Genomic DNA, 23,030 nt, shown 5'->3' with positions numbered 1-23,030 from the left:
CTCGATCGGGCACGTCACGCCAGTGGACTTCGAGATGCAATACTCGTCACAGGCCGCAGAGATCCAACTCGCCGCTTAACCCGTGTCCACTCTCCGGGGTCAAGGCCAGGGATACCCCAGCCGAGCGAATCCGTGATCTACTAATCCCGGCCTCAACCACCGCAGTGTTGCAACGACTGCTTGAAACCGCCCGGTTGCACTCTCGATAACGTGCCCCGTGAGAGCCGCCGTGACTCGTGAAGATGTCAGATACCTGCACTCAATCCGGGGGCCCTCCCCACCACCACCAAGCATCCCCACCGGCCCAACGGTCTCAGCGGAAGGTGCCGACTACGCTGCTTCACCCAGGTACTGCCACCGATTCTCCGGGTTGAGCAATCCAGCACCCACCATCTCAAGCGCAGAGCGGTAATCGGCGAGGTTCGTGCGGGCCCGCGGGTACCGCGGCCACACCCGTTCCCCGGGCGTGCTCGCCTCAAACAACGGCCGGCTCGACACATGCGGGCGCCGCGGCCGAGACCTGGGCGCTGACATCATCGTGGTCAGTTCGTCCTGCCACCACGCCCACACCTCCCGCTCAATCCGATACCGCTCCGCCCGAGCCAGCAAGGTCCCGAGCACGTTCAGCTGGTGGGCAGCCTGGTTCCGGAGATCCAGCTTCGACCTCGTCCACCCATCACGGTGCACGACCAGGAGCTTGTGACGCCGGAGACGACTAAGGGTCGTAGCCGTGTGCCGGGCAGTAACGCCCAGGAAACGAGCAGCCGAATCGACAGTGAGGGAAGGGTGCTGACGTAGTAGGGCGTAGGGCTTGCCGGCAAGATGCCCGAGGCCCCGGCTAATGAAACGGCTCCAACTGTTCCTGACGGCATCACCGTCACGGTTTCGACAGTGGTATCACGCTGATATCCCGCCCCGGGGGAGCGAGCGAGGGGTTCCAGTGTTGGGTCGTCGCTGATTCCCGCTGGTCGAACCGCTCCCAGAACGCAACGTTGGGACTTGGACAGGGGAAGCGTCCCTGCGTATCTATCGAGGGCATCGCACTGCCCGCCATCTTGTGCCAGACGAGCAGTGGCCAGTCAAGTGCGGTCGTGATAAACATGAGCTAAGCCCATTTTCCGCGCAGCCTGAGACTCTGCTCGGATATTCATCCTTAGAGCACCTCCGACAGTCAAAAATGGTCTCACGTTTTTCATTGTCAAAGATTCAGGGAGTGAAAGAAATGAAAGCAGTCGTTTACAAAGGTCCCAACGAAGTCAACGTTGAAGAAGTTCCCGATGCCAAGATCGAACGTCCCACTGACGTTCTCGTTCGCATCACGGCCACAAATATTTGCGGTTCAGATTTACACATGTACGAGGGACGCACCGATTTCGAAGTTGGACGCACGTTCGGTCACGAAAACATGGGTGAGGTCATCGAGGTCGGTAACGGCGTCGACAAAGTCAAGGTCGGCGAGCACGTCGTGCTGCCATTCAATATTTCCTGCGGGTTCTGTAAGAACTGTGAGCGCGGTTTCACCAACTACTGCATGACAACTCAGCCAGACCCGGTTGGCGCGGGCGCAGCCTACGGCTTCGCTGGAATGGGCCCGTATCCCGGCGGGCAGGCCCAAATGCTGCGCGTGCCCTACGGCGACAACAACTGTTTGCGCCTGGGAGAAGATGCCATAGAAAAGCAAAACGACTACGTGATGCTCTCGGACATCTTCCCTACCGGCTACCACGCTACTGAGATGGCCGGCGTGATGCCGGGTGACACCGTCGTAGTCTATGGAGCCGGTCCAGTCGGGTTGATGGCCGCCCTGTCTGCCACGATCAAGGGCGCAAGCAAAGTCTGGGTCGTGGACCGACGCCCGGACCGGCTGGCCCTTGCCGAGCAGATCGGTGCGATCGCCATTGATGACTCAAAGACGGACCCGGTTCAGTTCGTTCTGGACCAGACAAAGGGTATCGGCGCAGACCGAGGATGTGAATGCGTGGGTTACCAAGCCCACGACCCCCAGGGCACCGAAGACCCCGCAATGACTCTGAATCAGCTCATCCGGTCCGTGCGCATCACCGGGGGAATCGGCGTTGTTGGCGTCTTCCTGCCAGCAGATCCCGCCGGCTTCGACGAGAACGCCAAGCAGGGCAAGCTTGCCATCGACTACGGCCTGCAATGGCTCAAAGGCCAAAATATTGGCAGCGGCCAATGCCCGGTGAAGAAGTACAACCGGCAATTGCGCGACCTGATCGCCGTAGACAAGGCCAAGCCATCCTGGATCGTTTCCCACGAGATCCCCCTCAGCAAAGCCGCCGACGCCTATAAAAACTTCGACGAACGCACCAACGGGTGGACAAAAGTCATACTCAAGCCCTGATAGGCCAAAGCCTGACCGGCCCGGTCAACGCCGCCCTCGCGGCGCAAGCCAAGACATGACACAGCTGCGAGAAACTAGCCCGCAGAGTTACCCGTTTTGCCTGGCGTGTGAAATGCGCGGGGAGGCCCCGTGATTGGGGCAGATATTAGATACCTGCCCTTAACTCGGGGTCTCTCCCAAGCCACAAGCAACGCAACATCACGGCAACTTACCCAGAAACAGGCGCCAGCGCACGGCGGCGCACACACCGCAAATCTCCGGCAAAGACGTCCCCAAGATGCAAGACTTAATTGGCAACTTCCTCTCCCCGAACGGTGCCTGCTATGCGGCCTCACCCAGGTACTGCCACCGGTTCTCCGGGTTGAGCAGACCCGCCCCCACCAGCTCCAGCGCTGAACGATGATCAGCCCTGTTCGTGCTGGCCCGCGGGTACCGCGGCCACACCCGCTCACCCGGCCGACTCGCCTCAAACAACGGCCGGCTCGACACATGCGGGCGCCTCGGCCGCGACCTCGGCGCTGACATCATCGTGGCCAGCTCGGCTTGCCACCACGCCCACACCTCCCGCTCGATCCGATACCGCTCCGCCCGAGCCAAAAGTGTTCCCACCACGTTCAACTGCAGGGCTGCCTGGTTCCTAAGGTCCTGCCTCGACCTGGCCCACCCATCACGGTGCACGACCAAGAGCTTGTGACTCCGGAGACGGCTGAGGATCGTGGCCGTGTGCCGGGCCGTGACACCCAGGAGACGAGCTGCGGAGTCAATGGTGAGGGACGGGTGCTGGCGCAATAGAGCGTAGAGCTTGCCGGCGAGGTGTCCCAGGCCGCGGCGGGTGAAGAGGTCGTGGCGTTGGTCAGTGAGTTGTTCCTCGAGCAGAGCGACGAGATAGGTACGGGTGTTAAAGAGCTCAGCTGCAGAACGACCTGACGGCGACGAGATTTCGTGAGCGGGGCGGGGGTTATTAATTGGTTGTGACCGGACTGTACTGGGACCTGTGGATAACGTGGAGGCTAGGCGCCATTCGGCGGCGTTGCCGTCGTCGCTCGCACTGACCCGTTCGATGTATCCGGCCGTGGCGAGGGCGGTGAGGGCGTCGGCTGCGGTGGTGCGGCCGAGGCCGCCCATCGGTCCCAGGTCCCGGATCGCGGCGGCGACCGTGCGTTTGCCGGTCTGCAGGGTGAGGTAGGCCAGGGCGCGGAGAATGGTCTGCTGATTCGAGGACGCCTCGGTCCTGCCCCACCGGCCGGGACTGACCCGGAAGCGGGTGAGGAGGGCCTCGACGTCGGTCACGATGGCGTCTAGCTCCGACAGGTCCTGCGGCTCCCGCACCGCTGGCAGTGGGCGCTGGAGGGCTGCGTACTGCTGGGCTTTGTCCCACTGGCGGCCCAGCCGGGCCTGGGCCTCGGCTGCGGCCCGGGGGCGGCGGTCGCCGCGGCCGGTGTTCTTCGTCCGGAAGTGCTCCAGCCCGGGAGCCGTCTTAATGGCATGCTCGACGTCGACCAGCTGCCAGCCGGCGTTCGCGGCCGAGAGCAGGCACATGAACCCGGTCCAGCTCGGGTTGCTGCCGCCATCGATGGTGGCCATATGGGCGGTGCCGGCCGTGCTCAGGCGCCGGTGCGCCTGGTGGTGTGCAGTGATGGGCCCTGACGGGGCACTGTCTTCAGAGCGGAGAGACGGCTTACGCGCCTCAAGCACCGCAGCCAGGGCGGCAAGGTCCGCGGTCGTGGTCGACGGGACAATCAAGCTGTTCAGGTTGCCGCGGAGGACCGTGGAGTAGCTGCCGTCCCTGTGCGGGGACAACGGCGGCCGCGCAGCACCGGTGACAGCGTTCAGGAGCATGCCATGGTCCAAGCGGCGGAAATTCGCCCGTGCCGCACTGGCCACGGGGGAGACGGCGAGCTTCGCGGCGCCGCCCTGGAGGGCGAGCCAGATGTGCCGGCCACCCGTCCCCGACGACTGGCACACGACGTGCTCGATCGCGAGGTCATCGAGGGTGCGGGAGAGGACCTCGCACTCGTCGACAGCTTCCTCCATCAGCTCGGCATCGACGCCGTGCTTGTCCTTACCGTCGAAGTCAAAGCACAGGACCCGGAACAACCCGGTCTCATCAGCCAAGTTCATCGCCCACGGCGTCGTAGGTTCAGCTGGCCCCACACGGTGGATCAGGGGGTAACTGTTCTCGTCCACCCGCCCGTACGCATCCCGCTTCATCACACGCACCTGATCGCGCGGACTCATCCGGCGCGTCAAAGCCCACGCTGTCCACGCTTCAGTGGACACGCCAGACACGCCGGACACAATTCCGGGTGCATTGAGGGGTACGTGCGCTATGCTCTGGGACATAGAGAAACCTCCCGTGAGGGCTGTTGATCTGGATTAGCTCGAACCTCGGGCCGGCAAGCACAGAGGGTTTGAGCTACGAAACTTGCAGTAGCCCGTCGCGAAAGCGACGGGCTCTTTCGTTTAAGCGGCTGGGATGAGCAACTCCTCTTTGGGGTCGCGAATGAGGTCGAGGACAGGCAGTTGGCCCTGGTCCGCGAGAGTTAGGCGCAGTAACGCTTCCAGGTATATACCGGTGGAGACGCCGCTTGCGGCTGCGGCTTGATTGACTTCCGCGCGGATCGCGGGGTCGACTCGTGTTTGGAACAACACCGTGGGGGTGTGGTCCCGACGAATCCTGCTTCCCTTTGCAACGGCCATGGAAACGATCTTGTCGTTAAACCCATTCAAGAGTGCGCGACGCGCGGGGGCGGCTTGATTAAAGTCTTGACTGTCCGAGGAACTCGCCAAGAGCGACGTAGAGCTCCGTGACACGTTCTGGGATGACTGTGTAGCGCACCCACTGGCCGCTTCTGGCTTCGCTGCGCGGGGGAGTGGACTCAATGAGTCCCGCAGTCTCAAGGGCAGCCAGGTGGTTAGATGCCGTCGGCGGGGCGATGCTGAGCGCTGTTGCGACATCGGCGCGGGTGCATGGCCCGTTTTCGCGGATGTGCTTGAGGATTGCCACTCGAGCCCGATTTCCAAATGCGTCGATCGCGGCCTCCACGAGTTCATCGTGAGGGGGACGCACGTAGCGGGGCATCCTGCCATTCTGCCCGACCTCCGCCCTCTTCCATCGTTGACTCAGTCAACCCTAATCATTATATGATTAGCTTATGACGAAGTCGAGCACCACGCTGGCCCGATGCTCTCGCTCGAGGGGGGAGTTGTCAGCCCAGGACGAACTCGAGGACTTGCCCGAAGTCGCGGGTCACGAGATCTCGCCGCGCGGTGAACTTCGTTCCCTGGGGCCGGCGCACGACCCCATCGGGGGCATCGTCCTCGATATAGCCCATACCTCGGAGATCGATCAAAGCGGCATGCACCGCGGGCCGACTCATGGTGTTGCCGATGACGTCGAACAACTCGGCGTAGCTGAGTGGCTTGCGGAGCAGGGCGCGGAGTACCAGGACACGGGAGGGCGCGGAAAACAACTCTTGGAACAACGCCACCCGGTCGGGGGCATGTCTCATCAAATTGTCGTCACGGGCCATGCGCTCAATTCTGGCGTGAATCACCCCGCCCGCAGGCGCGCCACGACCGCACACAAGTTAATGCAAATGCATTTATTTACCCTTGCGAACTGCAGTGATCCGCAGATGTCGGTGGCCGGCGCTAGGTTCAAAGCTCCAGGCGATCAGGCCCCTCGACCCATATCCCCAGTGATTCAGGTATTTGTGACCACAAGCACAGTGGGAACACACCCCCCGTTCAGGTGAGGCCATGAGAAAAAAGACGACAGACTAGTCGAGGCCCTTGGGGGTAACTAATTCCCTGTGCCAGTTAGTGGAAATTCGAGAGGACATACCGCCCATGAGTGACACCGGTCGCACCGCCCCCAGCGAGGTCTTTGAAGCGGCCGACCGCGCCGGGGACTACATCGAGGAAGACACCCTCCATACGGTCCCCACGCCCCCACGACGCAAGGCCAAGAGCACCGCATCTGATCCCGAAGCTGTCCTCGAAGAACCAACCCAGGCGCCAGTCCCGGGGAAGGATTCTGACCTGGAGAAGGCCCCGTCGGTGCCGCCCATGAGGCCCGCCGACCTGGCCAGCACCTCCCTCCTCTTCGGCGGCTCCACTGCCGGTTTGGCGTCCTCGTCGGGCACCCCAGCGAAGGCCACCACGGGGTTCCGTGGTGCTCTGGCCAGCCTGGGACTGCCGGTCGGTCCGGGCGCTACGGAGCTGGGGGAGAGGCGCCACATGGAACTGCGGACTGCTCATGAGACCACGGTGCGGCAGGCGACCTGGACGCGTGCGGTCTCGGTCCTGGTGAACAACCCCAAGGGCGGAACAGGCAAGACTCCCACCGCCCTGCTCCTTGGGGGAGTGCTGGCCGCGATCCGCGGCGGATCGGTCGCGATCCTCGAAGTCTCCGACGACCCCGGCGCCCTGAACTTCCGCGCCGAGGGCAACCCCCTCCTCGGCCTCGGCGAACTGGTCCGCGACGTCGACCACGTCCAAACCGCCGGCCGCCTCGCCGGCTACACCGCCCCGCAAACATCCTTCGCATCTGTGATCGGATCCACCGGCCGCCGCGACCGCCTCAGCGGAGAATCCGTCGTCGCCGTCTCCAACGTCATCGATGACTTCTACTCCATCCGCGTCATGGATTCCGGCAACGTCCCCACCTCCTCCGCGTTCCGCGGCGCCGTGTCCGTCTCCGACGTCCTCGTGATCCCCGTGATGAACGCTGGCGACTCCGTCCTCGAAGCCATCCAACTCCTCGAGGAGTTGCGGGCAGAGGGCGGGCCCTCCGCGGAGCTTGCGAATCGGGCCATCGCCATCCGCCTCACCGACGGCCGCCCCGAGAACGACGCCGTCCGAGAAGAGGTCGAGCGGCTCCTGAGCCAGGCCGGCGTGTCGGCCCTGCACGAGATCCCGTACGACTCCCACATTGCCGAACGCGGACAACTCACCCTCAGCCGCCTCAATCCTGCAACCCGGGACGCGTTCGTGGCAGCCGCCGCCAGCGTGGTCCGGTCCCTGCAAACCGCGGTCTCCGCCGCATCCACACAGAACCGGAAGGCCTAACGCCCATGCACGACCTCCTGCTCCACGCGGCGATCGAGAACCCCCTCGATGGGATCCTGCCCGACTTCTCCTTCGGCGGCGCTGAATTCACCGCCCTCTGGCAGAAACTCATCGCCGCCCTCTGGGCGATCGGCATCCTCGTTGCTATCGGTTTCCTCATCTTCGGAATCGTCGCTATGGCCGGAGCCTCCGGAGATACCAATCCCAACCCCCAAGCCCACGCCCAAGGACGCCGGAAAGCAGTCTGGGCCGGCATCTCCCTCGCCTCCCTCGCCGGCCTCGCGATCATCGTCGGCGCCGTCCTTTCCTTCGCCGGCTAACCCACACCACCAACGCGCACCCCAAGGAGTCCCACCATGCGAATGGTCACAGCATCCGGCCGTAGCCGCTGGCCCATCGTCATCGGGGCCGCCGCCCTCGTCGTCGCCATCAGCGGCGGTATCGCCTACACCGCCACCCGCCCCACCCCCACACCGAACGCCGCCGCACCGAGCACCGCGACGGCCACCCCCACACCGACCCCAACAAGCAGCACGGGCACCACCGGTATCGGGGACGACGTCGCACCCACCGGCTGCCTCGGCGGGCAAGACCGCAACGTCAACATGGTCCTGGCCGCCCAGGCAGACGCCAAACAGACGACCTACGGGGCCGTGGAAACGGCGACGGCGTTCTACCGATTCATCTGGCAGTACCCTTACCCCTCCGCCGAAGATGCAAACACAATCACCAACGAGGTCATGACGGCGAATACGCCGGCTTCGTATGCCGACCTCGCTGGCACCTACGCCTCAACGGAAGACCTCACCACCGGGGACGTCGAGCCCGGAACACCATTCCACCTGTCGACCACGAACGGTCTGTGGCTCGTGGCGCAGGACTCGACGGCCGACCGGGTGACGGTCAACATCGCCGCCGGCTACGTCGTGAACGGTGAACTGAGCCCGACGAAGGTGACTGCGCAGGCTTTCGTCATGGTCTGGGAAGGCGACGCGTGGCACGTCGAAAAGGGCGAACAGCCTGACGCTGAGAAGCTCGGCGCCGGCGGCAACCGCTACACCCGAGGCTGCTAGTGGCCGCCGGTGAAGGATGCGCCAACATCGCTGTCTGCGCTTGGGACGGCGCAACAGGTGGTATCAAAGACGCAGCCAGCGGCGTGAACAACGCCGTGAACACGGCGGCGGGTGTGGCGGACTTCTGGTCTGACCCGGCCGGGAACTCCTTCAAGCTGTTGCAGGGAGCGGCTAAGGGTCTCTCCGATACGGTGTTGCCGGCGTTGACGCATGCGACGCTTCCGGATCTGACGGCGGATTGGTTTATTCAGGCGTACCAGGTGTCGTTTGCCTTGGCGATCTTCGTTTTCGTGGCCCTGTTGATCCCGCAGATCGTGCGCACCGCGCGCGGCCACCAGTCCGGCCGGGAGCTGGGGGAGTCCCTCACCCTCTACGGGCCCGCGTTCATCCTGGGGGCCATGTTCGGTCCCGCGCTCGGCGCGTTCCTGGTGAAGTTCTTCGGCGCCCTGTCTGACTCCTTGATCGCGTGGGGCGTCACCAGCAACTCCGAAACGATCGTGGCCAAGTTCTCCACGATGCTCTCCGAGGAAGACGGGTCCGGCCTCGCCGGCGGCGCCGTCCTCGGCGTGATTCTGATGTTCTTCATGATCCTGGGCCTGCTCGTCGTGCTCCTGATGCTGATCGTGCAGCTCATCACCCTGTACTTCTCTGGCGTCCTCTTCCCCCTCGGGTTCGTGTGGATCGTGGACCCGCAGAAGCGGAAGTTCGGGTCGAAGATCGCGTATCTCTGGTTCGGGGTCCTGGCGTCCCACCCGCTGCTGTTTTTCTTGCTCGCGATCGCGTACAGCATGATGAGCGCGCAGGTCGATGCGTTCTCCGACACCCCCAGCCTCGCCAAAACAGTCACCTTGGTCGTGTCGATCCTGGCGTTGTTCATGGCCGGACTCGCCCCGGTCGCCCTGACGAAGTTCGCCCCCGTCATTCCCACCGGTGGCGGCGGAACAGCCCCTGTCGGACCGAACATCGGGTCTCAGTCCATGCAGCAAGCCGACGCCAAGTACAGCGACAACGGCCCCGAGCCCTCCTCCGGTGGGGGCAGCAGCTCCTCCGTCGGCGGCAGCTCGCCGTCCGCAGGCAGCTCGAGCAGCACCGGCGGCAGTTCACCTGCACGCGAGGGCGAACCGGCGACGTCGTCAATCTCTGAGGCCGCATCCGTGGGCTCCGCCGGCGGAGCCACCGCAGGCGCCGGCGCCGCTGCAACAGGCGGCGGCGCAGCCGCTGCCGAGAGCGGCATGGCCGCCGCAGGTGTGGCCGAGTCCGCGACCGGTGCAGGGGCGGCGATCGGTGTCCCCACCATGATTGCCGCCGGTGCAATGGCCGGGTTTGAGGCGACGAAGAAGGTCACCGATTCGGTGACCGACGCAGCCGTGTCACCGGTCGAGGACCACGACGAACATTATGGAAAGGACTCCGTCTAGTGAGTGATACCCCGGAGTCCCACATCCGTTACCTCGGCGGCGAGTCCGGCCACCGCGGCTTCTTCGGCGGCACCGCCTCAAAAACCCGGATGATCCTCCTCACCGTGTTCATCGCCGGAGGCATGGCCGGCATGGTCTCAGGGCTCGGCCTCCCCGCCCTGATCGTCGCCGTCACCGGGGTCGGCATCACCATGCTGACCACCGCCCGCACCCACCGCGGCACCGTCCTCGAGCGTCGCCGGAAACGCGCCCGCGCCCGGGCCCGGAAGCGCCTCGGCACGGACGAGTTCGTGCCCTACGAGGTCGGTGCGTGGGACCAGCTCCAAGAAGCCATCCTCCGCGGCACCAAAGACGAAAAGCAGGCCGCGGAACGCGCGGCGGTGAAGATGCGGGCGAACCCGGACGGCGCCGACGGCATGGGCTGGCTCCAATACGCCTCGAACATGCCCGGCATCGCCTGGCACGCCCCGATCGGTGAGCAACCGTACCTGTCCGTCGCGTTCTCCGTGTCCGGGCAGCTGCGCGGGATGGAAACCGCCGCCGCTCTGACCCGGGCGGCGAACGCGTGGGGCAAGTTCCTCGCCCGCCGCGCCGCACCGTCCTCTTTGATCCGGAACGTGCAAACCCTGACCCGGGTTCTGCCGCCGGACTCGGCCCGGCAACAACTGTGGGTGAAGACCCGCCTCGAGCCCGTGCAGGAATCCTGGACGGCGGCGCAGCGGGCGTCGTTTGAGGCGCAGAAGCTCTCCTATGACGAGGTGATCCGGAAGTCCAGTGCGAATGCGATGGTGCAGCGCCACTACGTGGTCGTGTCCTGGCCCCTCACCCAGCAGTTCACCGACGCCGCCGGGAAATACGGGCCGGGCCGGGACGCGTGGCGGGCGTTGATGGCCGGGCAGATTCAGGCCACCGAACAGGGGTTGAACGAAGCCCGGATGGGCGACGTGCAGGCCCTCACCGCGAAGCAGACCACGGCGCTAATGTTGCACCAGCAGAACCCGCACCTACCTATCGACCTCACCCGGAACGTCGACCCGCTCCTGTCCGGGATCGCGTCCCGTGACGAGTTCTCCGCGCACATCGTCGATGGCGTCGACCCCACCTCCCTCGTCATGACCGAGTCCGGGCCGGTGTCCCCGCCGGTGACGTGGTGGCACCGCACCGCGGCCATCCACGGGGAGAACCTCGCCGTCGCCGGCCGCAGCCCCCTCTGGTGCCTCGACCTCCTCATCGGACGCGAACTGACCTTCGTCCGGTCGGTGTCCTTCCACCTGCACCTGGTGCCTGCGGGGCAGGCGAAAGCGAAAGCGCGCGCCGACGTCGTCCGCGACCTCGCCGGGGTCCTCGCCGACCAGCAGAAGGGCCGCCTCATCTCCGACGACAGCACCACCCGCATGTCCGCAGCGCAGCGCCGCTCCGCGGACCTCGCCGCCGGATCCCACCACCACGGTGTCGATTGGATCGGCTTCGTCACTGTTTCCGCCCCCACCCGCGCAGACCTCGGTCATGCCTCCCGGCAGCTCGAGGAAGCGTGCGCGACCGGCCTCGGCATCGAACACCTCGACTGGCAAGACTCCTTCCAATCCGCCGCCTCCGGCACCACCTGGCCCCTCGGCCGGGGACTCCGCCCAGCAGGCGCAACCCTGGCAACCCGGGCCATCAACCGCCTCGCCGGCCGCACCGACAAGGAAGCCATCTCATGACCCACCCCAACACCCCCGCGACCACCGGCACCGCGCACGGCAAACGTATCGCCGCGAAGAAGCCCTGGTACGGGAAAGTCCCCGGCCTGAAAATCTTCCTCACCCCGGTGGCGACGTCTCCCGTGCTCACGTGCGAAGAAGACGCAGCTAGGTCTGCCGCTGCCGTTTCCGACGTGGTGGTGTCGTCGCGGCGGCCGGTGGATGTGCCGCCGTTCGAGCGGCCCGGGTCCGTTTTGCGTGCATCTTCGGGGGCGGCGGCGCGCGGTTGGTATGCGCCCCGCCTGGCTGGGGCGCCGTCCACGACCAGGCAGGCCGAGATCCTGAACACGGGCATCATTGGGGCGCCGACCGGGATTGACGGGGTCGTCAACGGTACTGACACGCTCTCGTCGACGATGATCAGTCACGACGCGCCCACCGCGTACAACGCGACCCCCAGGAAACTGACCTCACCCAACGTCCTCATCATCGGCACCGTCGGGTCCGGGAAGTCCTCGTTCACCAAAACGGTCATGGTCATGCGGCCCCTGCTGCTGAAGAACCACCGGGCGGTGGTGTTCGACAAGAAAGACGAGGGCGGCGAAGGCGAATACGCCGGCGTCACCCGCCGCATGGGCACCGAGCCCCTCCGCTTCGACCCCGACGGGTCCGGCACCCGCTTCAACCTGATGGACCCCCTCATCGCCCAAGGCACCGGCCTGCAAGGCCAGATGCTGCTGATCAACGCTGTCGCCCGCATCGCCCGGGGCGACACCGCTGCGACGGAGTGGGAAGAGAAAGCCACCCGGTACGCCCTGCAACTGTTGTTTGAGAAGTTCGAGGACACCCGACGGGCCGCGACCGCCACGGACCTGATGCCGTTCCTCGGGTTGGTGCCGACAGATCAGGGATTGTCGGGGGAGGCGTCGGAGCGGTTCCACCAGGCGGGCCTGTCGATTAGGTTCGGCCTGCAGAACCTCCTCGAAACCTACGCTGGCGTCTTCGACGGTGAAACCAGCCGCCGCGTCGACCTCTCTCACAAGCTCACCACGTTCGACATTTCCCAGCTCCCCGACTCCGGCCCCGCGATCCCAACGGTGATGGCGATCGGGAACATGTGGCTGATGGGGCGGCTGCGTGAGGAGCGCGGGTTCGTGACGAACGTGATCTACGAAGAGGGCTGGCACATGATCGGCGGCCCCTCCGCCCAACTGGTGAAATCCAACCAGAAACTCTCCCGCTCCCTCGGCATCTCCAACGTCTTCGTCATGCACAAAGGCACCGACATCCCCCCGGACAGCCCCGGCTACACCGTCGTCCAAGAAGCCCAAACCGTGTACGCGTTCCGCCAAGACCGCCCCGAAGACGCCAGGTGGGCGCAAGAAACCTTCAACTTCGCCCCCGACACCGCCGCCACCCTCATGGGCTTGAACCCGGGGCACTGCGTGTTCAAGTACGGGTCCAACCCGGAAACCCACATCCGCCACATCCGCTCGGACTGGGAAGTGGAAGTCACCAACACCGACTCCGCCATGGCCGCCGGCAACGCCACCACCTAACCCGTGCAGAAAGGCATACTCGGCACCGGGCTCATGCTCCTGCTCGTGGTCCTCTTCACCGGGCTGCTCCTCGTCACCGGCGGCGGCCCCGGCACCGGGGCCTGCGCCGCTGTCGCCGCGAACCCGCAGGGCGCCGCCGACCGCACACCGATCGCCGGATACCAGGGCGACCAGCTCGTCAACGCCGCCTTGATCATGAACGCCGGCGCCACCGCCGGCGTCAACGTGCACGGGCAAACCATCGCCGTCATGACAGCCATGGGCGAATCCACGCTCCGCAACCTCACCTACGGCGACACCGTCGGCCCCGACTCCCGCGGCCTGTTCCAACAGCGCGACACCTGGGGCACCCTCGCCGAACGCATGAACCCCACCCAAGCCGCCGGGTTCTTCTTCCAACGCCTCGTCACTGTCCCAAACTGGGACACGCTGGCGCCCACCCAGGCGGCGCACGCCGTGCAGATCAACGCCGACCCGAACCACTACACGACCTACTACGACCAGGCGAAAGAGGTCGTGACCGCGCTCACCACCGGGGACGCAGCGTGCGCGGCCGGCGTTGGCAGTGACGCGCGGGCGTTGGCTACGGCCCTGGTGGTCAAGATCGACGCGGGCACCATCACCGGGTTGTCGCCGGATCACCTGCGCGAGATCCGGTGGATCGCCGACGGCGACACCCGCCCGAACTGCGGCATCGATACCCGCATCCTGCAGGTCATCACCATGGCCACGAACATGTTCGACGCGGTCGGGATCTCCGACATCAACCGGGCATGCACAGGGACTCTTCTCGGTGCCGGGGTTGCGTCACCTCACTTCGCGAACGGCGGCGGGCACGCCGTCGACTTCTACTCCTTTGACCGGATGCCCACCACCGGCGCCGACGCCAACGCCCTGAAGCTCCTGAAGGCACTCAGCCCGGTCATGCCCGCCGGGTCCGGCGCCGGCCAGAACCAGTGCCGCGCCAACGCCGGCGTAAGCCTGGACCTGTCGATGAAGCAATTCCGCGACGACTGCAACCACGTCCACATCGCCGTCGACCCCAACACCACCGACCCCATGAAACTCAGCAACTAATGCCCGAATCACGGGCGCACCGCGCCATCCCGACACCCAGACAGGCACCCGTCTTCTCGGGGGCAAGGAGAACCCTGTGATCGACTGGAAAGCCCGCATCATGACCGGCCTCCTCGCCCTCCTCGCCGCCCTGGGAATGCTCGTGGCCGTGCACGTGGGCGCGGTGATCACCCCCACCGGGACGACGTACCCGTGGAACCCCGCCGCCCTCGCCGGGGACTTCCTGTTCCGGGACGCACCGTGGCCGCCCGCGGCAACCTGGACGAGCGTGGTGGCCCTGGTCCTGGCCGTGGGACTGTTCGCGTTCATCCTGGCCAAGCAAGCCCAATGGGCGTCGATCAAGCGGAACAACGTGGCACTCCGGCACATGGCCACGACCCGGCAGTCCGCGGTGCTGCGGGAAAAACTGCGGGCGAAGGAAGCGGCGCAGCTGCACCCGGCCGCGGTGAACCTGCCGGCGGGGGAGCGGGTCGGCCGCCTCGTCGGGCGGCGGAACCGGTGGGTGTATCAGGGGTGGCGGGACCTGGGCGTGTACGTGTTCGGCACCGGCCGCGGGAAAACGTCCGCGCTCGTGATTCGGCACATGCTCGAAGCCCCCGGCGCCGCCATCATGACTTCTAACAAAGTCGACGGTGTCCGCGAAACCCTCGCCGGCCGTGCCGACCACGGGCAGGCGTTCATCTTCGACCCCAACCGCATCTACCGCCTGGACCCGGAGCCTGACTTCGTGTTCAACCCACTCGACTACATTCGCAGCGCCGCTGACGCACGGGAGCTCGCCGCGATCTTCGAGGCCTCGACTCGGAAGGCTTCCGACCGGGGCGGTGATTCCCAGTTTGATACCGCCGGGCGGGACATGCTCGCGTACTTCTTCTACGCGGCCGCCCTCGAGCAGGAACCCCTGTCCCAGGTGTTCGCGTGGATCGCCCGGGCTGAGGGGTACGACGTGCAGCAGATCCTCGCCCGCCACGGGAAAACCGGGCCCTCCTCCACGATCGAGGGCATCCTGAGCTGGCCGGACAAAACCAAGGGCAGCGTCTACGCCACCGCGCAGCGGATGGCGTCCGCCCTCGCCGACGACGACCTCCTCGCCTGGACTGACACAAGCGGGATCCGCCGGTTCGACCCGGCCGCGTTCATCACCAGCACCGACACCCTCGTGCTCCTGTCCAAAGACGGTGAAGGATCCGGCGGCGCCATCCTGACCGCACTCATCCGCGCCATCTGCAAAACCGCGGAAACCGCTGCGCAGCGAAACGGCGGCCGGCTCCCGGTCCCGCTGGTGATGGAGCTCGACGAGTGCGCGAATATCGTCCGCTGGCCCGAACTGCCCTCGGTGTATTCCTTCTACGGGTCGATGGGCATCATCCTCAACTCCTACTTCCAATCCCGCGCCCAAGCAATCGACGCGTTCGGGAAAGACGGGTGGCAGACCCTCTGGGACGCCGCCGCCACCCGGGTCTTTGGCGGTGGGTCCGGCGACGACGACTTCCTCCGGTCTTTGGCTGCCCTCATCGGTGAACACGACGAAATCACCTACGGCAGCTCCACCGGCAAAGACGGCCACCAATCCACCTCAACCAACACCCGCAAGGTCAACACCCTCGACATCGCCGCCCTCGGCTCCCTGCCCGAATGGCGCGCCATCGTCTTCAGCTCCAAATGCCGACCCGTCATGGTCAACACCGTCCCCTGGTTCCGCGACAAAACCCTCACCACCACCATCAACCGCACCCCAACCACGACACCGAACCCCACGCCGATCGCGGTGCCCGACAACACCAATGCAGCGGAGGTAGCAGCCCATGGCTGAAGAGAACGACTACGAGTCAACCAACACTGAAGAGGACGCGGTCGACGTCCGCCAAATGTTCCTCGACTGGCTGACCGGCCACCTCTCCACCGTCGAAGTCGTCNCGTCGGCACCAAACCAACACCGTGGTGCACCCAATGGTGGCTACACCCGGAGGTAGTCGCCAGGTTCAAGGCCCTCTGGCAGGCCAGCATGCAAGCTGACGCCAGTGTCATGGACGGTGACGCCGGCGCCGTGTCGTCCTGGTGGATCAACCACTGGGACCGCCACGCCGCCATCATCTTCGACAAAGGACACGGGCCCTTCCGCGACTGCGACCCCGACCAAGGTCATCTCCACCGTCGCAAGGACAAAGCTGCCTGGATCGTGCCGACGTCGATGCCACCGGACGATGTGGAGCTGTAACTGGAGTGTTCGCCACGTCTTTTTAGAACGTGCCCCGACAGAAACTGATCATTAATCGACGATTCTTCACCGCAATATGGAGCTGTTCGACGGGGTCAGGACACTGAATGTACCGACTGCGACTAACGGAAGAATGCCCTCAAAGGAAGGATAAACGCGGTGATGAGTTGCCGCCGGAGCTCGTGAGGCCGGGAGCGCGCACGACGCTCTGACTGCCCGCCCAGCAACCTGCAAACCCGGCGGAACCGCTCATCGTTCGCCGGGGTCAAAGGCGGTCAGGACGGCGGCAACAGGTAGCCGCGCAGGAACTCATCGAATGCGGCGGGCATGTCGACGCTCCCGTCGAGCAGCCACTGCTGCTGGAGCCCGTCCATCACGGCAGTGATGAGACGCGAGGCATGCCGCACGTCGAGGTCGGTGCGCACGAGGCCGTCGCGCTGTGCCTCGGAGAGAACGCGCTCGGTGTCGGCGGCCGTCGCCGCGTACCGTTCGACGAAGTACGCGTGCACCGGATACTCATAGTCTGTGGCCTCGGCGGAGATGACCGTGTATAGCGATGTCAGCCCGCGCGTGGTTTGGTTGTAGGCGACGACCTTGCGCATCTGCTCGAGAAGTGTGATCTCGCTAACATCGCCGACGGCAGCGCGTACGCGCTCGTCGCGCTGTCTCAAGACCTCCGTGAACAGGTCTTCCTTCGAGGCGAAGTGGTGCAGTACCCCCGCGGGGGTCAGCTGCACGCGCTTGGCGATCTCACGCAGTGAGCCGCTGTGGAAGCCGCTCTTACCGAACACGAGAAGCGCGGCATCCAGGATTTCCTGACGTCGGGCCTGGCCCTTGGGGTAGCTGCCGCGCTTGAGGTCCTGAGTGTCCGTCATAGAAGAAACCTATCGCATGTAAGGTTTTTGGGCTAGGGTCGAAACTCACCGAGGGGCTTCACCCCTCTGCGGTCGTTACGAGCAGTCGCAACTCTGCCATACGGCAGGAGTCGAACCAATGGAGGCACGACATGAATCGATGGGGATCAATCGCGGCAATGGGCCTGGTGGGGGTTATCGCCCTGACCGGCTGTGGCCGTGCCGAAGGCGGGAGTACCGCCACGAGCGGCGCGGCAATTGACGACAGGCCGGCAACGGGCGAAGTCACGGTCTGGGCGATGGGCAACGAGGGCGAAGTACTCGACCAGCTCGCGACCAAGTTCGAGGATGAGAATCCGGATGTCACGATCAACGTCACTGCGGTGCCGTGGGATTCCGCGCACGACCGCATCGCCACGTCGATCGCCGGCGGCGAGACCCCGGACATCTCGATGCTCGGCACGACCTGGGTCGGCGAGTTCGCTGCAACCGGCGCGCTCGAGCCCACCCCGGAAGGCCTCGTCGACGAAGCATCCTTCTTCGAGGGCTCTTGGAGCACCGCGGTCGTCGACGACGTCGTCTACGGTGTGCCGTGGTATGTCGACTCGCGTGTTCTCTACTACCGCACCGACCTCGCCGAGGCCGCCGGCGTCGAGGCGCCCACCACGTGGGACGAGTACAAGGCCTTTGCCCTGGCGCTCAAGGGCGGCGGCGCCACGTCAGGCGTTTCCCTTCCGCCGGGCGGATTCGACTCCTGGCAGTACGTTGCCCCTCTCGTCTGGCAGGCCGGCGGCGACATCCTGAACGAGGATGGCACCGAGTTCACGTTCGACACCCCGGAGTGGGCCGAGGCGTTCGAGTTCTACAAGAGCTTCTTCGACGAGGGCGCCTCCGAGGCGGTTCGCCTTGAGGGCGGTGAGATCGAACAGAAGTTCATCGACGGATCGGTCGGCTCGTTCTTCAGCGGCCCGTTCCACGTCGGACTGCTCCGTGAGCAGGGCGGCCCGGACTTCGCCGACAAGTTCGCCGTCGCGCAGGTTCCCGGAGCCGAAACCCGCACGAGCTTCACGGGAGGCGGCAACCTCGCCGTCTTCGGCGACAGCGAGAACCGTGACGCGTCGTGGAAGTTCGTGCGCTGGCTCAGCCAGCCCGAGACGCAGCTCGAGTGGTACGACATCTCCACCGACCTTCCCTCGGTTCAGGCCGCGTTCGAGGATCCGATCTTCGCCGATGACCCCTACCTGAGTGTGTTCGCCGCGCAGCTCGCCGACTCGAAGGCGCCGCCCGCGATCCCGACCTGGGCTCAGGTGTCTGCCGTCATTGACCAGGAGCTCGAGAAGGTCACGCGCGGTGACCAGACCGTTGACGCCGCACTCAAGTCGATCCAGGAGCAGGCGGACACGATCGGCACCGGCAACTAGCCATGGTCGTCTTCGCACCAGAGACCGGGCGGGCGCCCTCACCGCGTCCGCCCGCGCCGCCTGCGCCGACGGCGCTTCGGCGCTCGCCCGGTCGGCGCAAGATGACCTGGATCGCGTGGGGCTTTGCCGCCCCGTTCATGATCCTGTTCGTGGTCTTCATGGCCGGCCCGATCTTCGCGTCCTTCGTGATGAGCTTCACCGACCTCACGACCCGCGACCTTCGAGCGCCGTTCAACGTGAACTTCATCGGCCTCGAGAACTACCTAAACCTCTTTCAGGACCCCCGGTTCCTCAAGGCCCTCTCCAACACTGCGGTCTTTGTGATTGTGGGCGTCCCGCTCACGATCGTTCTCGCTCTGCTCGTGGCCCTCGCCCTGAACAACGGCATCAACAAGTTCCGCACCGTGTTCCGCGTGGGCTACTACGCCCCCGTCGTCACGAGCATCGTGGCGATCGCTATCGTCTGGAAGTTCATCCTCCAGCCGGACGGGTTGCTCAACGGGTTTCTCTCGATCTTCGGAGTCTCCGGCCCCAACTGGCTCGAAGACACCACATTCGCCCTCCCCTCGCTCATTGCCATGGCGATCTGGCGAAACATCGGAACCCTCATGGTGATCTTCCTCGCCGGGCTCCAGGGCGTAGGGCAGGAGCAGCTCGAGGCAGCCATGATGGACGGCGCCGGTCCGGTTCAGCGATTCTTCAACGTCGTCGTCCCTGCCCTGCGACCGACCCTGCTGTTCGCGGCGGTCATCACCGGCATCGGGTTCCTGCAGTTCTTTGAGGAGCCCTTCGTGATGACCCGCGGCGGGCCGCTCGACGCGACTCTCTCGACCGCGATGTACACGTTCAACCAGTTCGGATTCGGCAACTACTCCTATGCTTCCGCAGCCAGTTACGTGCTGTTCCTCGGCATCGTTGTCCTGTCGCTCGTGCAGTTCCGATTCCTCCGACAGAAGGACTGACCATGATGAGACGCAAACCGAGATGGTGGCTCTACATCGTGCTCGTCACGGGGTTCGTCGCGATGATTTTCCCGTTCATCTGGATGCTACTCGGCTCGTTCAAGACGAACGCCGAGATCCGCAGCGCCCCACTGAACTTCTTCCCGGAGAACCCGACGCTCGAGAACTACGTGCAGCTCTTCGGGCGGCTCGACTTCACGACCTACTTCACCAACAGCGTTGTCGTCGCGGTCTTCGTGACGCTCGGCAACATCGTGTTCTCGTCAATGCTGGGCTACGCGCTCGCGAAGCTTGAGTTCGCCGGCAAAAAGGTGCTGTTCGGTCTTGTGCTCGGCACGCTCATGGTGCCAGGCGTCGTGACCTTTGTGCCGCTGTTCGTGCTCACCTCGAACCTCGGCCTCGTGAACTCGTACCCCGGCCTCATCCTGCCGTTCCTGATCACGCCGCTCGGCGTGTTCCTGATGCGGCAGTTCATCCTGAGCCTTCCCGACGACATTATCGAGGCGGCCAGGATCGACGGCGCCAGTGAGTGGCGAATCTTCCTCCGGGTGATCATGCCGCTGTGCGGACCAGCCGTCGCAACCCTTGCGATCCTGACCTTCCTTGGTAGCTGGAACAACTTCCTCTGGCCGCTCGTCGTCGCCACGAGCGAGGACAAGTACACGCTTCCGGTCGCCCTCGCGCTCTATTCAGTCGGCCAGAACGCATCGCAGTACGGCCTGATGATGGCGGGCGCCGTCGTGGTCGTAGTGCCCGTGCTCGCGATCTTCATCGCCCTGCAGCGCTACTTCGTTCAGGGCATCGCCCTGACCGGAATCAAATAGTAAGGAACACAATGACTTTTCCCAACGGATTCCTGTGGGGTGCCGCCACTGCGCCGCACCAGGTCGAGGGCAACAACACTTCCAGCGACTGGTGGCTGCGCGAACACGGGCAGCTGCCGAGCCCATACCCGGTCGAGTCGCCGAGTGGCGATGCCGCGGACAGCTACCACCGCTACCCGGAGGACATGCGCCTGCTCGCCGCCGCCGGGCTCACGAGCTACCGGTTCGGCATCGAGTGGGCCAGGATCGAGCCGGAGGAAGGTTTCGTTTCCCGGGCACAGCTCGACCACTACCGCCGGATGATCGACATGGCTCTCGGCCTCGAACTCACTCCCATGGTCACACTGCACCACTTCACCAACCCCGCGTGGCTCGCGCGGGACGGCGACTGGCGCAACCCCGCAGTCGTCGACCGGTTCGCGCGTTTCGTCGAGTCGGCTCTGCCGATCCTCTCCGACGTCGACCTCGTCTGCACGATCAACGAGCCGAACATGGTCGCCATCATGGCGAACTCGAGCGAGGCCTTCCCGCACGTCGGCCTCCGGCCCGGCGACCCCGTCGTCACCGAGAACCTCATCGCCGGACACACACGCGCCGTCGACATCCTGCGCGGCGCCGGCAAGCGCGCCGGGTGGTCGGTCGCGACGCAGGCCTACCAGCCCGAGCCGGGCGCCGAGCAGGCGGCCGACGACTACGGATACTCACGCGAAGACGTCTTCATGGACGCAGCGCGCGGTGACGACTGGATCGGCATCCAAGCCTATACGCGCACGAAAATCGGCCCGAACGGGCCGATCGCAATTCCGGCTGCTGCGGAGCGCACCCTCACCGGCTGGGAGTACTACCCCGGAGCGATCGAATTCGGCATCCGCCGCTCCTGGCAGCGCACCGGTGGCGTACCGATCTACGTGACGGAGAACGGCATCGCCACCGCCGACGACGCACGCCGCATCGACTACACGACGGGAGCGCTCGAGGGGATTCTGAGTGCCCTCGCGGACGGCATCGACGTGCGCGGCTACCTGCACTGGAGCGCGCTCGACAACTACGAGTGGGGCAGCTACGCGCCCACCTTCGGGCTCATTGGCTGGGATGCCGAGACGTTCGAGCGCCACCCCAAGCCAAGCCTGGCGTGGCTCGGCGAGGTCGCCCGGGCCGGGCGGCTCTCAACCTGAACACCATACAGTTGAGCCTTTATCCGCCGATTGGGGTTGAGATGCGGCGGCGCGTTGAACAGAGAATGCTTCTCTTATCAAGAGATGAACAGTACCTATCGAAGGGACTACTTCACTGAAAAGTAAGCATCTCGTAGATGCAAGTTCCGAACACCGCCGCCGTATCCGCGTCATTCGATGATTCCAACCCCGTTTCGTCTTCTGGGTTGGTGCCCGCGATGAAACAGGCCGAGAAAGCAGGCCTGCGCAGCTTGGCCGACCAATGGTTGAGCGTGGGCACCGACAAGGGCGCGAACGCTAGAGATGGTCTGGCCGTGTTGCGCCACGGCGGGATGCGGGAGCTCTTCGCTCACCTCTACGCACCGTCGACGCTTGGGTCGTAGGATGTGGAGCGTCGATTTCGCATCCATCGTCAGGGGCACTCGTGGCAAAGGCATCGACCGTCTACGACGTTGCCGCGCACGCCGGGGTGTCTATCGCGACGGTGTCGCGCGTTCTTCGTCGGCCCGCGGATGTACGCGCATCCACTCGCGAACGCGTACTCGACTCCGTGCAGCAACTCGGCTACGTTCCCAGCGCGGCCGCCCGTGGGCTCGCCGCTCGGCGAACCGGGGTGCTCGGACTGTACTTTCCGACCCTCGACGCCATGGAAGAGCTCGAGGACACACATTTCACGCAGTCGACGACCGTTGACGTCGTCGTCGACATGCCCGACAAGGGTGAAGCGCGCACGCCGAGTCTGTACTTCGACGAGGTGCTCCGCGGCAGTCACAAAGGCTGAGAAGCGTCGGTGCATCCGGACAAATCCGGGAGAGCGTGGAGGATGAGCTGTGCTGAGCCCAGGTCGTAGGGGTGCCCAAAGGGAAAGTAAATTGAGGTCAAACGTCGATGGATAAGAAGCGAATGCAGCAGTTGGGACTGCCCCCGGTTTGGTTGACTCCTGACCTGTGGAGATTCGTCTTCGCTGGAAAGATGTCATCATGCCCAAGCCCTACCCACCCGAGTTCCGCCGCGACGTTGTAGCGGTCGCCCGGAAGCACGAAGCCCCGCTGAATCAGATCGCGAAGGACTTCGGGATCTCGGAGTCCTGCCTGGCGAACTGGCTGAAGAAAGCCGACGTCGAAGAAGGCGTCAAGCCCGGTGTGACCGAGAAGGAATCCGCGGAGCTCCGAGAGGCCAAGAAACGCATCCGACTGCTCGAGCAGGAAGCTGAGGTCATGCGCCGGGCCGTGGCCTATCTGTCCCGGGACGTCAACCCAAAATGATCTACCCGCTGGTCCGCGAATTGGCCGTCGACGGTGTCCCCGTCACGGTGACCTGCCGGGTGTTGCG

At 65.0% G+C, this 23,030-nt stretch carries 19 protein-coding genes and 2 pseudogenes; 17 read left to right on the top strand and 4 right to left on the bottom strand.

The window, feature by feature from the left end; all coding sequences use genetic code 11:
* Positions 1-1,222 precede the first annotated feature (1,222 nt).
* Positions 1,223-2,362 (top strand): glutathione-independent formaldehyde dehydrogenase, encoded by a 1,140-nt coding sequence (locus tag E3O67_RS02280; protein ID WP_135101744.1) that lies wholly within the window; start codon positions 1,223-1,225, stop codon positions 2,360-2,362.
* 321 nt (positions 2,363-2,683) lie between these two features.
* On the opposite strand, the gene E3O67_RS02275 is transcribed toward E3O67_RS02280, so the two are convergent.
* The 3 genes from E3O67_RS02275 to E3O67_RS02265 form a co-directional block, all read right to left on the bottom strand.
* Positions 2,684-4,483, bottom strand: a complete 1,800-nt coding sequence (locus tag E3O67_RS02275; RefSeq protein ID WP_241981945.1) for a hypothetical protein — start codon at positions 4,481-4,483, stop codon at positions 2,684-2,686.
* 637 nt (positions 4,484-5,120) lie between these two features.
* Complete coding sequence (locus tag E3O67_RS17705; RefSeq protein WP_104170610.1) at positions 5,121-5,444, bottom strand: helix-turn-helix transcriptional regulator; 324 nt, start codon at positions 5,442-5,444, stop codon at positions 5,121-5,123.
* 127 nt (positions 5,445-5,571) lie between these two features.
* Positions 5,572-5,895, bottom strand: coding sequence for an ArsR family transcriptional regulator (locus E3O67_RS02265; RefSeq protein WP_135101738.1), 324 nt, complete (start codon positions 5,893-5,895; stop codon positions 5,572-5,574).
* Between the two features lie 319 nt (positions 5,896-6,214).
* Between E3O67_RS02265 and E3O67_RS02260 the strand changes: the two genes are divergently transcribed.
* The 9 genes and pseudogenes from E3O67_RS02260 to E3O67_RS02220 form a co-directional block, all read left to right on the top strand.
* Positions 6,215-7,435 (top strand): hypothetical protein, encoded by a 1,221-nt coding sequence (locus E3O67_RS02260; RefSeq protein ID WP_135101736.1) that lies wholly within the window; start codon positions 6,215-6,217, stop codon positions 7,433-7,435.
* 5 nt (positions 7,436-7,440) lie between these two features.
* Positions 7,441-7,755, top strand: a complete 315-nt coding sequence (locus E3O67_RS02255) for a hypothetical protein (RefSeq protein WP_241981943.1) — start codon at positions 7,441-7,443, stop codon at positions 7,753-7,755.
* 36 nt (positions 7,756-7,791) lie between these two features.
* A complete protein-coding gene (locus tag E3O67_RS02250; protein WP_135101734.1) occupies positions 7,792-8,508 on the top strand; it encodes a hypothetical protein in 717 nt (238 codons plus the stop codon).
* A gap of 83 nt (positions 8,509-8,591) precedes the next feature.
* The gene (locus tag E3O67_RS02245; protein WP_135101732.1) at positions 8,592-9,926 is read left to right on the top strand and encodes a hypothetical protein; all 1,335 of its coding nucleotides are present in this window, start codon (positions 8,592-8,594) and stop codon (positions 9,924-9,926) included.
* Positions 9,926-11,629 (top strand): hypothetical protein, encoded by a 1,704-nt coding sequence (locus tag E3O67_RS02240; RefSeq protein ID WP_135101730.1) that lies wholly within the window; start codon positions 9,926-9,928, stop codon positions 11,627-11,629. The genes E3O67_RS02245 and E3O67_RS02240 overlap by 1 nt, the downstream gene beginning before the upstream one ends.
* Entirely contained in the window at positions 11,626-13,167 is a 1,542-nt protein-coding gene (locus E3O67_RS02235; protein WP_135101728.1) for an ATP/GTP-binding protein, read from the top strand. The genes E3O67_RS02240 and E3O67_RS02235 overlap by 4 nt, the downstream gene beginning before the upstream one ends.
* A 3-nt stretch (positions 13,168-13,170) precedes the next feature.
* On the top strand, positions 13,171-14,244 hold the full coding sequence (locus E3O67_RS02230; RefSeq protein WP_135101726.1) for a hypothetical protein: 1,074 nt from the start codon (positions 13,171-13,173) through the stop codon (positions 14,242-14,244).
* A gap of 76 nt (positions 14,245-14,320) precedes the next feature.
* Positions 14,321-16,057, top strand: a complete 1,737-nt coding sequence (locus E3O67_RS02225) for a type IV secretory system conjugative DNA transfer family protein (RefSeq protein ID WP_135101724.1) — start codon at positions 14,321-14,323, stop codon at positions 16,055-16,057.
* 162 nt (positions 16,058-16,219) lie between these two features.
* Positions 16,220-16,462: pseudogene (locus tag E3O67_RS02220) on the top strand (DUF4913 domain-containing protein); the annotation flags it as partial.
* A gap of 275 nt (positions 16,463-16,737) precedes the next feature.
* Here the strand turns inward: E3O67_RS02220 and E3O67_RS02215 are convergent.
* Complete coding sequence (locus E3O67_RS02215; protein WP_135101720.1) at positions 16,738-17,337, bottom strand: TetR/AcrR family transcriptional regulator; 600 nt, start codon at positions 17,335-17,337, stop codon at positions 16,738-16,740.
* A 131-nt stretch (positions 17,338-17,468) separates the two neighbouring features.
* Between E3O67_RS02215 and E3O67_RS02210 the strand changes: the two genes are divergently transcribed.
* The 7 genes and pseudogenes from E3O67_RS02210 to E3O67_RS02185 all read left to right on the top strand — a co-directional run.
* A complete protein-coding gene (locus tag E3O67_RS02210; protein WP_241981942.1) occupies positions 17,469-18,737 on the top strand; it encodes a sugar ABC transporter substrate-binding protein in 1,269 nt (422 codons plus the stop codon).
* Between the two features lie 101 nt (positions 18,738-18,838).
* The gene (locus E3O67_RS02205; RefSeq protein WP_241981940.1) at positions 18,839-19,699 is read left to right on the top strand and encodes a carbohydrate ABC transporter permease; all 861 of its coding nucleotides are present in this window, start codon (positions 18,839-18,841) and stop codon (positions 19,697-19,699) included.
* Positions 19,700-19,701: 2 nt separating this feature from the next.
* Positions 19,702-20,523 (top strand): carbohydrate ABC transporter permease, encoded by an 822-nt coding sequence (locus E3O67_RS02200; protein ID WP_198411515.1) that lies wholly within the window; start codon positions 19,702-19,704, stop codon positions 20,521-20,523.
* 11 nt (positions 20,524-20,534) lie between these two features.
* The gene (locus E3O67_RS02195) at positions 20,535-21,698 is read left to right on the top strand and encodes a glycoside hydrolase family 1 protein (RefSeq protein ID WP_135101717.1); all 1,164 of its coding nucleotides are present in this window, start codon (positions 20,535-20,537) and stop codon (positions 21,696-21,698) included.
* 137 nt (positions 21,699-21,835) lie between these two features.
* On the top strand, positions 21,836-22,081 hold the full coding sequence (locus E3O67_RS16770; RefSeq protein ID WP_167726425.1) for a hypothetical protein: 246 nt from the start codon (positions 21,836-21,838) through the stop codon (positions 22,079-22,081).
* A 41-nt stretch (positions 22,082-22,122) separates the two neighbouring features.
* On the top strand, positions 22,123-22,479 hold the full coding sequence (locus tag E3O67_RS17700) for a LacI family DNA-binding transcriptional regulator (RefSeq protein ID WP_135101715.1): 357 nt from the start codon (positions 22,123-22,125) through the stop codon (positions 22,477-22,479).
* Positions 22,480-22,678: 199 nt separating this feature from the next.
* Positions 22,679-23,030, top strand: a pseudogene (locus E3O67_RS02185) (transposase); the annotation flags it as partial.

The organism is Cryobacterium sp. TMT3-29-2, assembly GCF_004564305.1.
GTDB classification, from domain to species: Bacteria; Actinomycetota; Actinomycetes; order Actinomycetales; family Microbacteriaceae; genus Cryobacterium; species Cryobacterium sinapicolor.
The sequence above is the reverse complement of the archived record's forward strand: the minus strand, read 5'-3'. Positions and strand labels throughout refer to the sequence as shown.

Excerpts from the sequence above, each read along its gene's own strand:
- E3O67_RS02275 (WP_241981945.1), bottom strand. The coding sequence starts at position 4,483 with ATGAACTTGGCTGATGAGACCGGGTTGTTCCGGGTCCTGTGCTTTGAC.
- E3O67_RS02265 (WP_135101738.1), bottom strand. The coding sequence starts at position 5,895 with ATGGCCCGTGACGACAATTTGATGAGACATGCCCCCGACCGGGTGGCG.
- E3O67_RS02250 (WP_135101734.1), top strand. The coding sequence starts at position 7,792 with ATGCGAATGGTCACAGCATCCGGCCGTAGCCGCTGGCCCATCGTCATC.
- E3O67_RS02235 (WP_135101728.1), top strand. The coding sequence starts at position 11,626 with ATGACCCACCCCAACACCCCCGCGACCACCGGCACCGCGCACGGCAAA.
- E3O67_RS02255 (WP_241981943.1), top strand. The coding sequence starts at position 7,441 with ATGCACGACCTCCTGCTCCACGCGGCGATCGAGAACCCCCTCGATGGG.
- E3O67_RS02210 (WP_241981942.1), top strand. The coding sequence starts at position 17,469 with ATGAATCGATGGGGATCAATCGCGGCAATGGGCCTGGTGGGGGTTATC.
- E3O67_RS02215 (WP_135101720.1), bottom strand. The coding sequence starts at position 17,337 with ATGACGGACACTCAGGACCTCAAGCGCGGCAGCTACCCCAAGGGCCAG.
- E3O67_RS02205 (WP_241981940.1), top strand. The coding sequence starts at position 18,839 with ATGACCTGGATCGCGTGGGGCTTTGCCGCCCCGTTCATGATCCTGTTC.
- E3O67_RS02200 (WP_198411515.1), top strand. The coding sequence starts at position 19,702 with ATGATGAGACGCAAACCGAGATGGTGGCTCTACATCGTGCTCGTCACG.
- E3O67_RS02260 (WP_135101736.1), top strand. The coding sequence starts at position 6,215 with ATGAGTGACACCGGTCGCACCGCCCCCAGCGAGGTCTTTGAAGCGGCC.
- E3O67_RS02280 (WP_135101744.1), top strand. The coding sequence starts at position 1,223 with ATGAAAGCAGTCGTTTACAAAGGTCCCAACGAAGTCAACGTTGAAGAA.
- E3O67_RS17705 (WP_104170610.1), bottom strand. The coding sequence starts at position 5,444 with ATGCCCCGCTACGTGCGTCCCCCTCACGATGAACTCGTGGAGGCCGCG.
- E3O67_RS02195 (WP_135101717.1), top strand. The coding sequence starts at position 20,535 with ATGACTTTTCCCAACGGATTCCTGTGGGGTGCCGCCACTGCGCCGCAC.
- E3O67_RS16770 (WP_167726425.1), top strand. The coding sequence starts at position 21,836 with ATGCAAGTTCCGAACACCGCCGCCGTATCCGCGTCATTCGATGATTCC.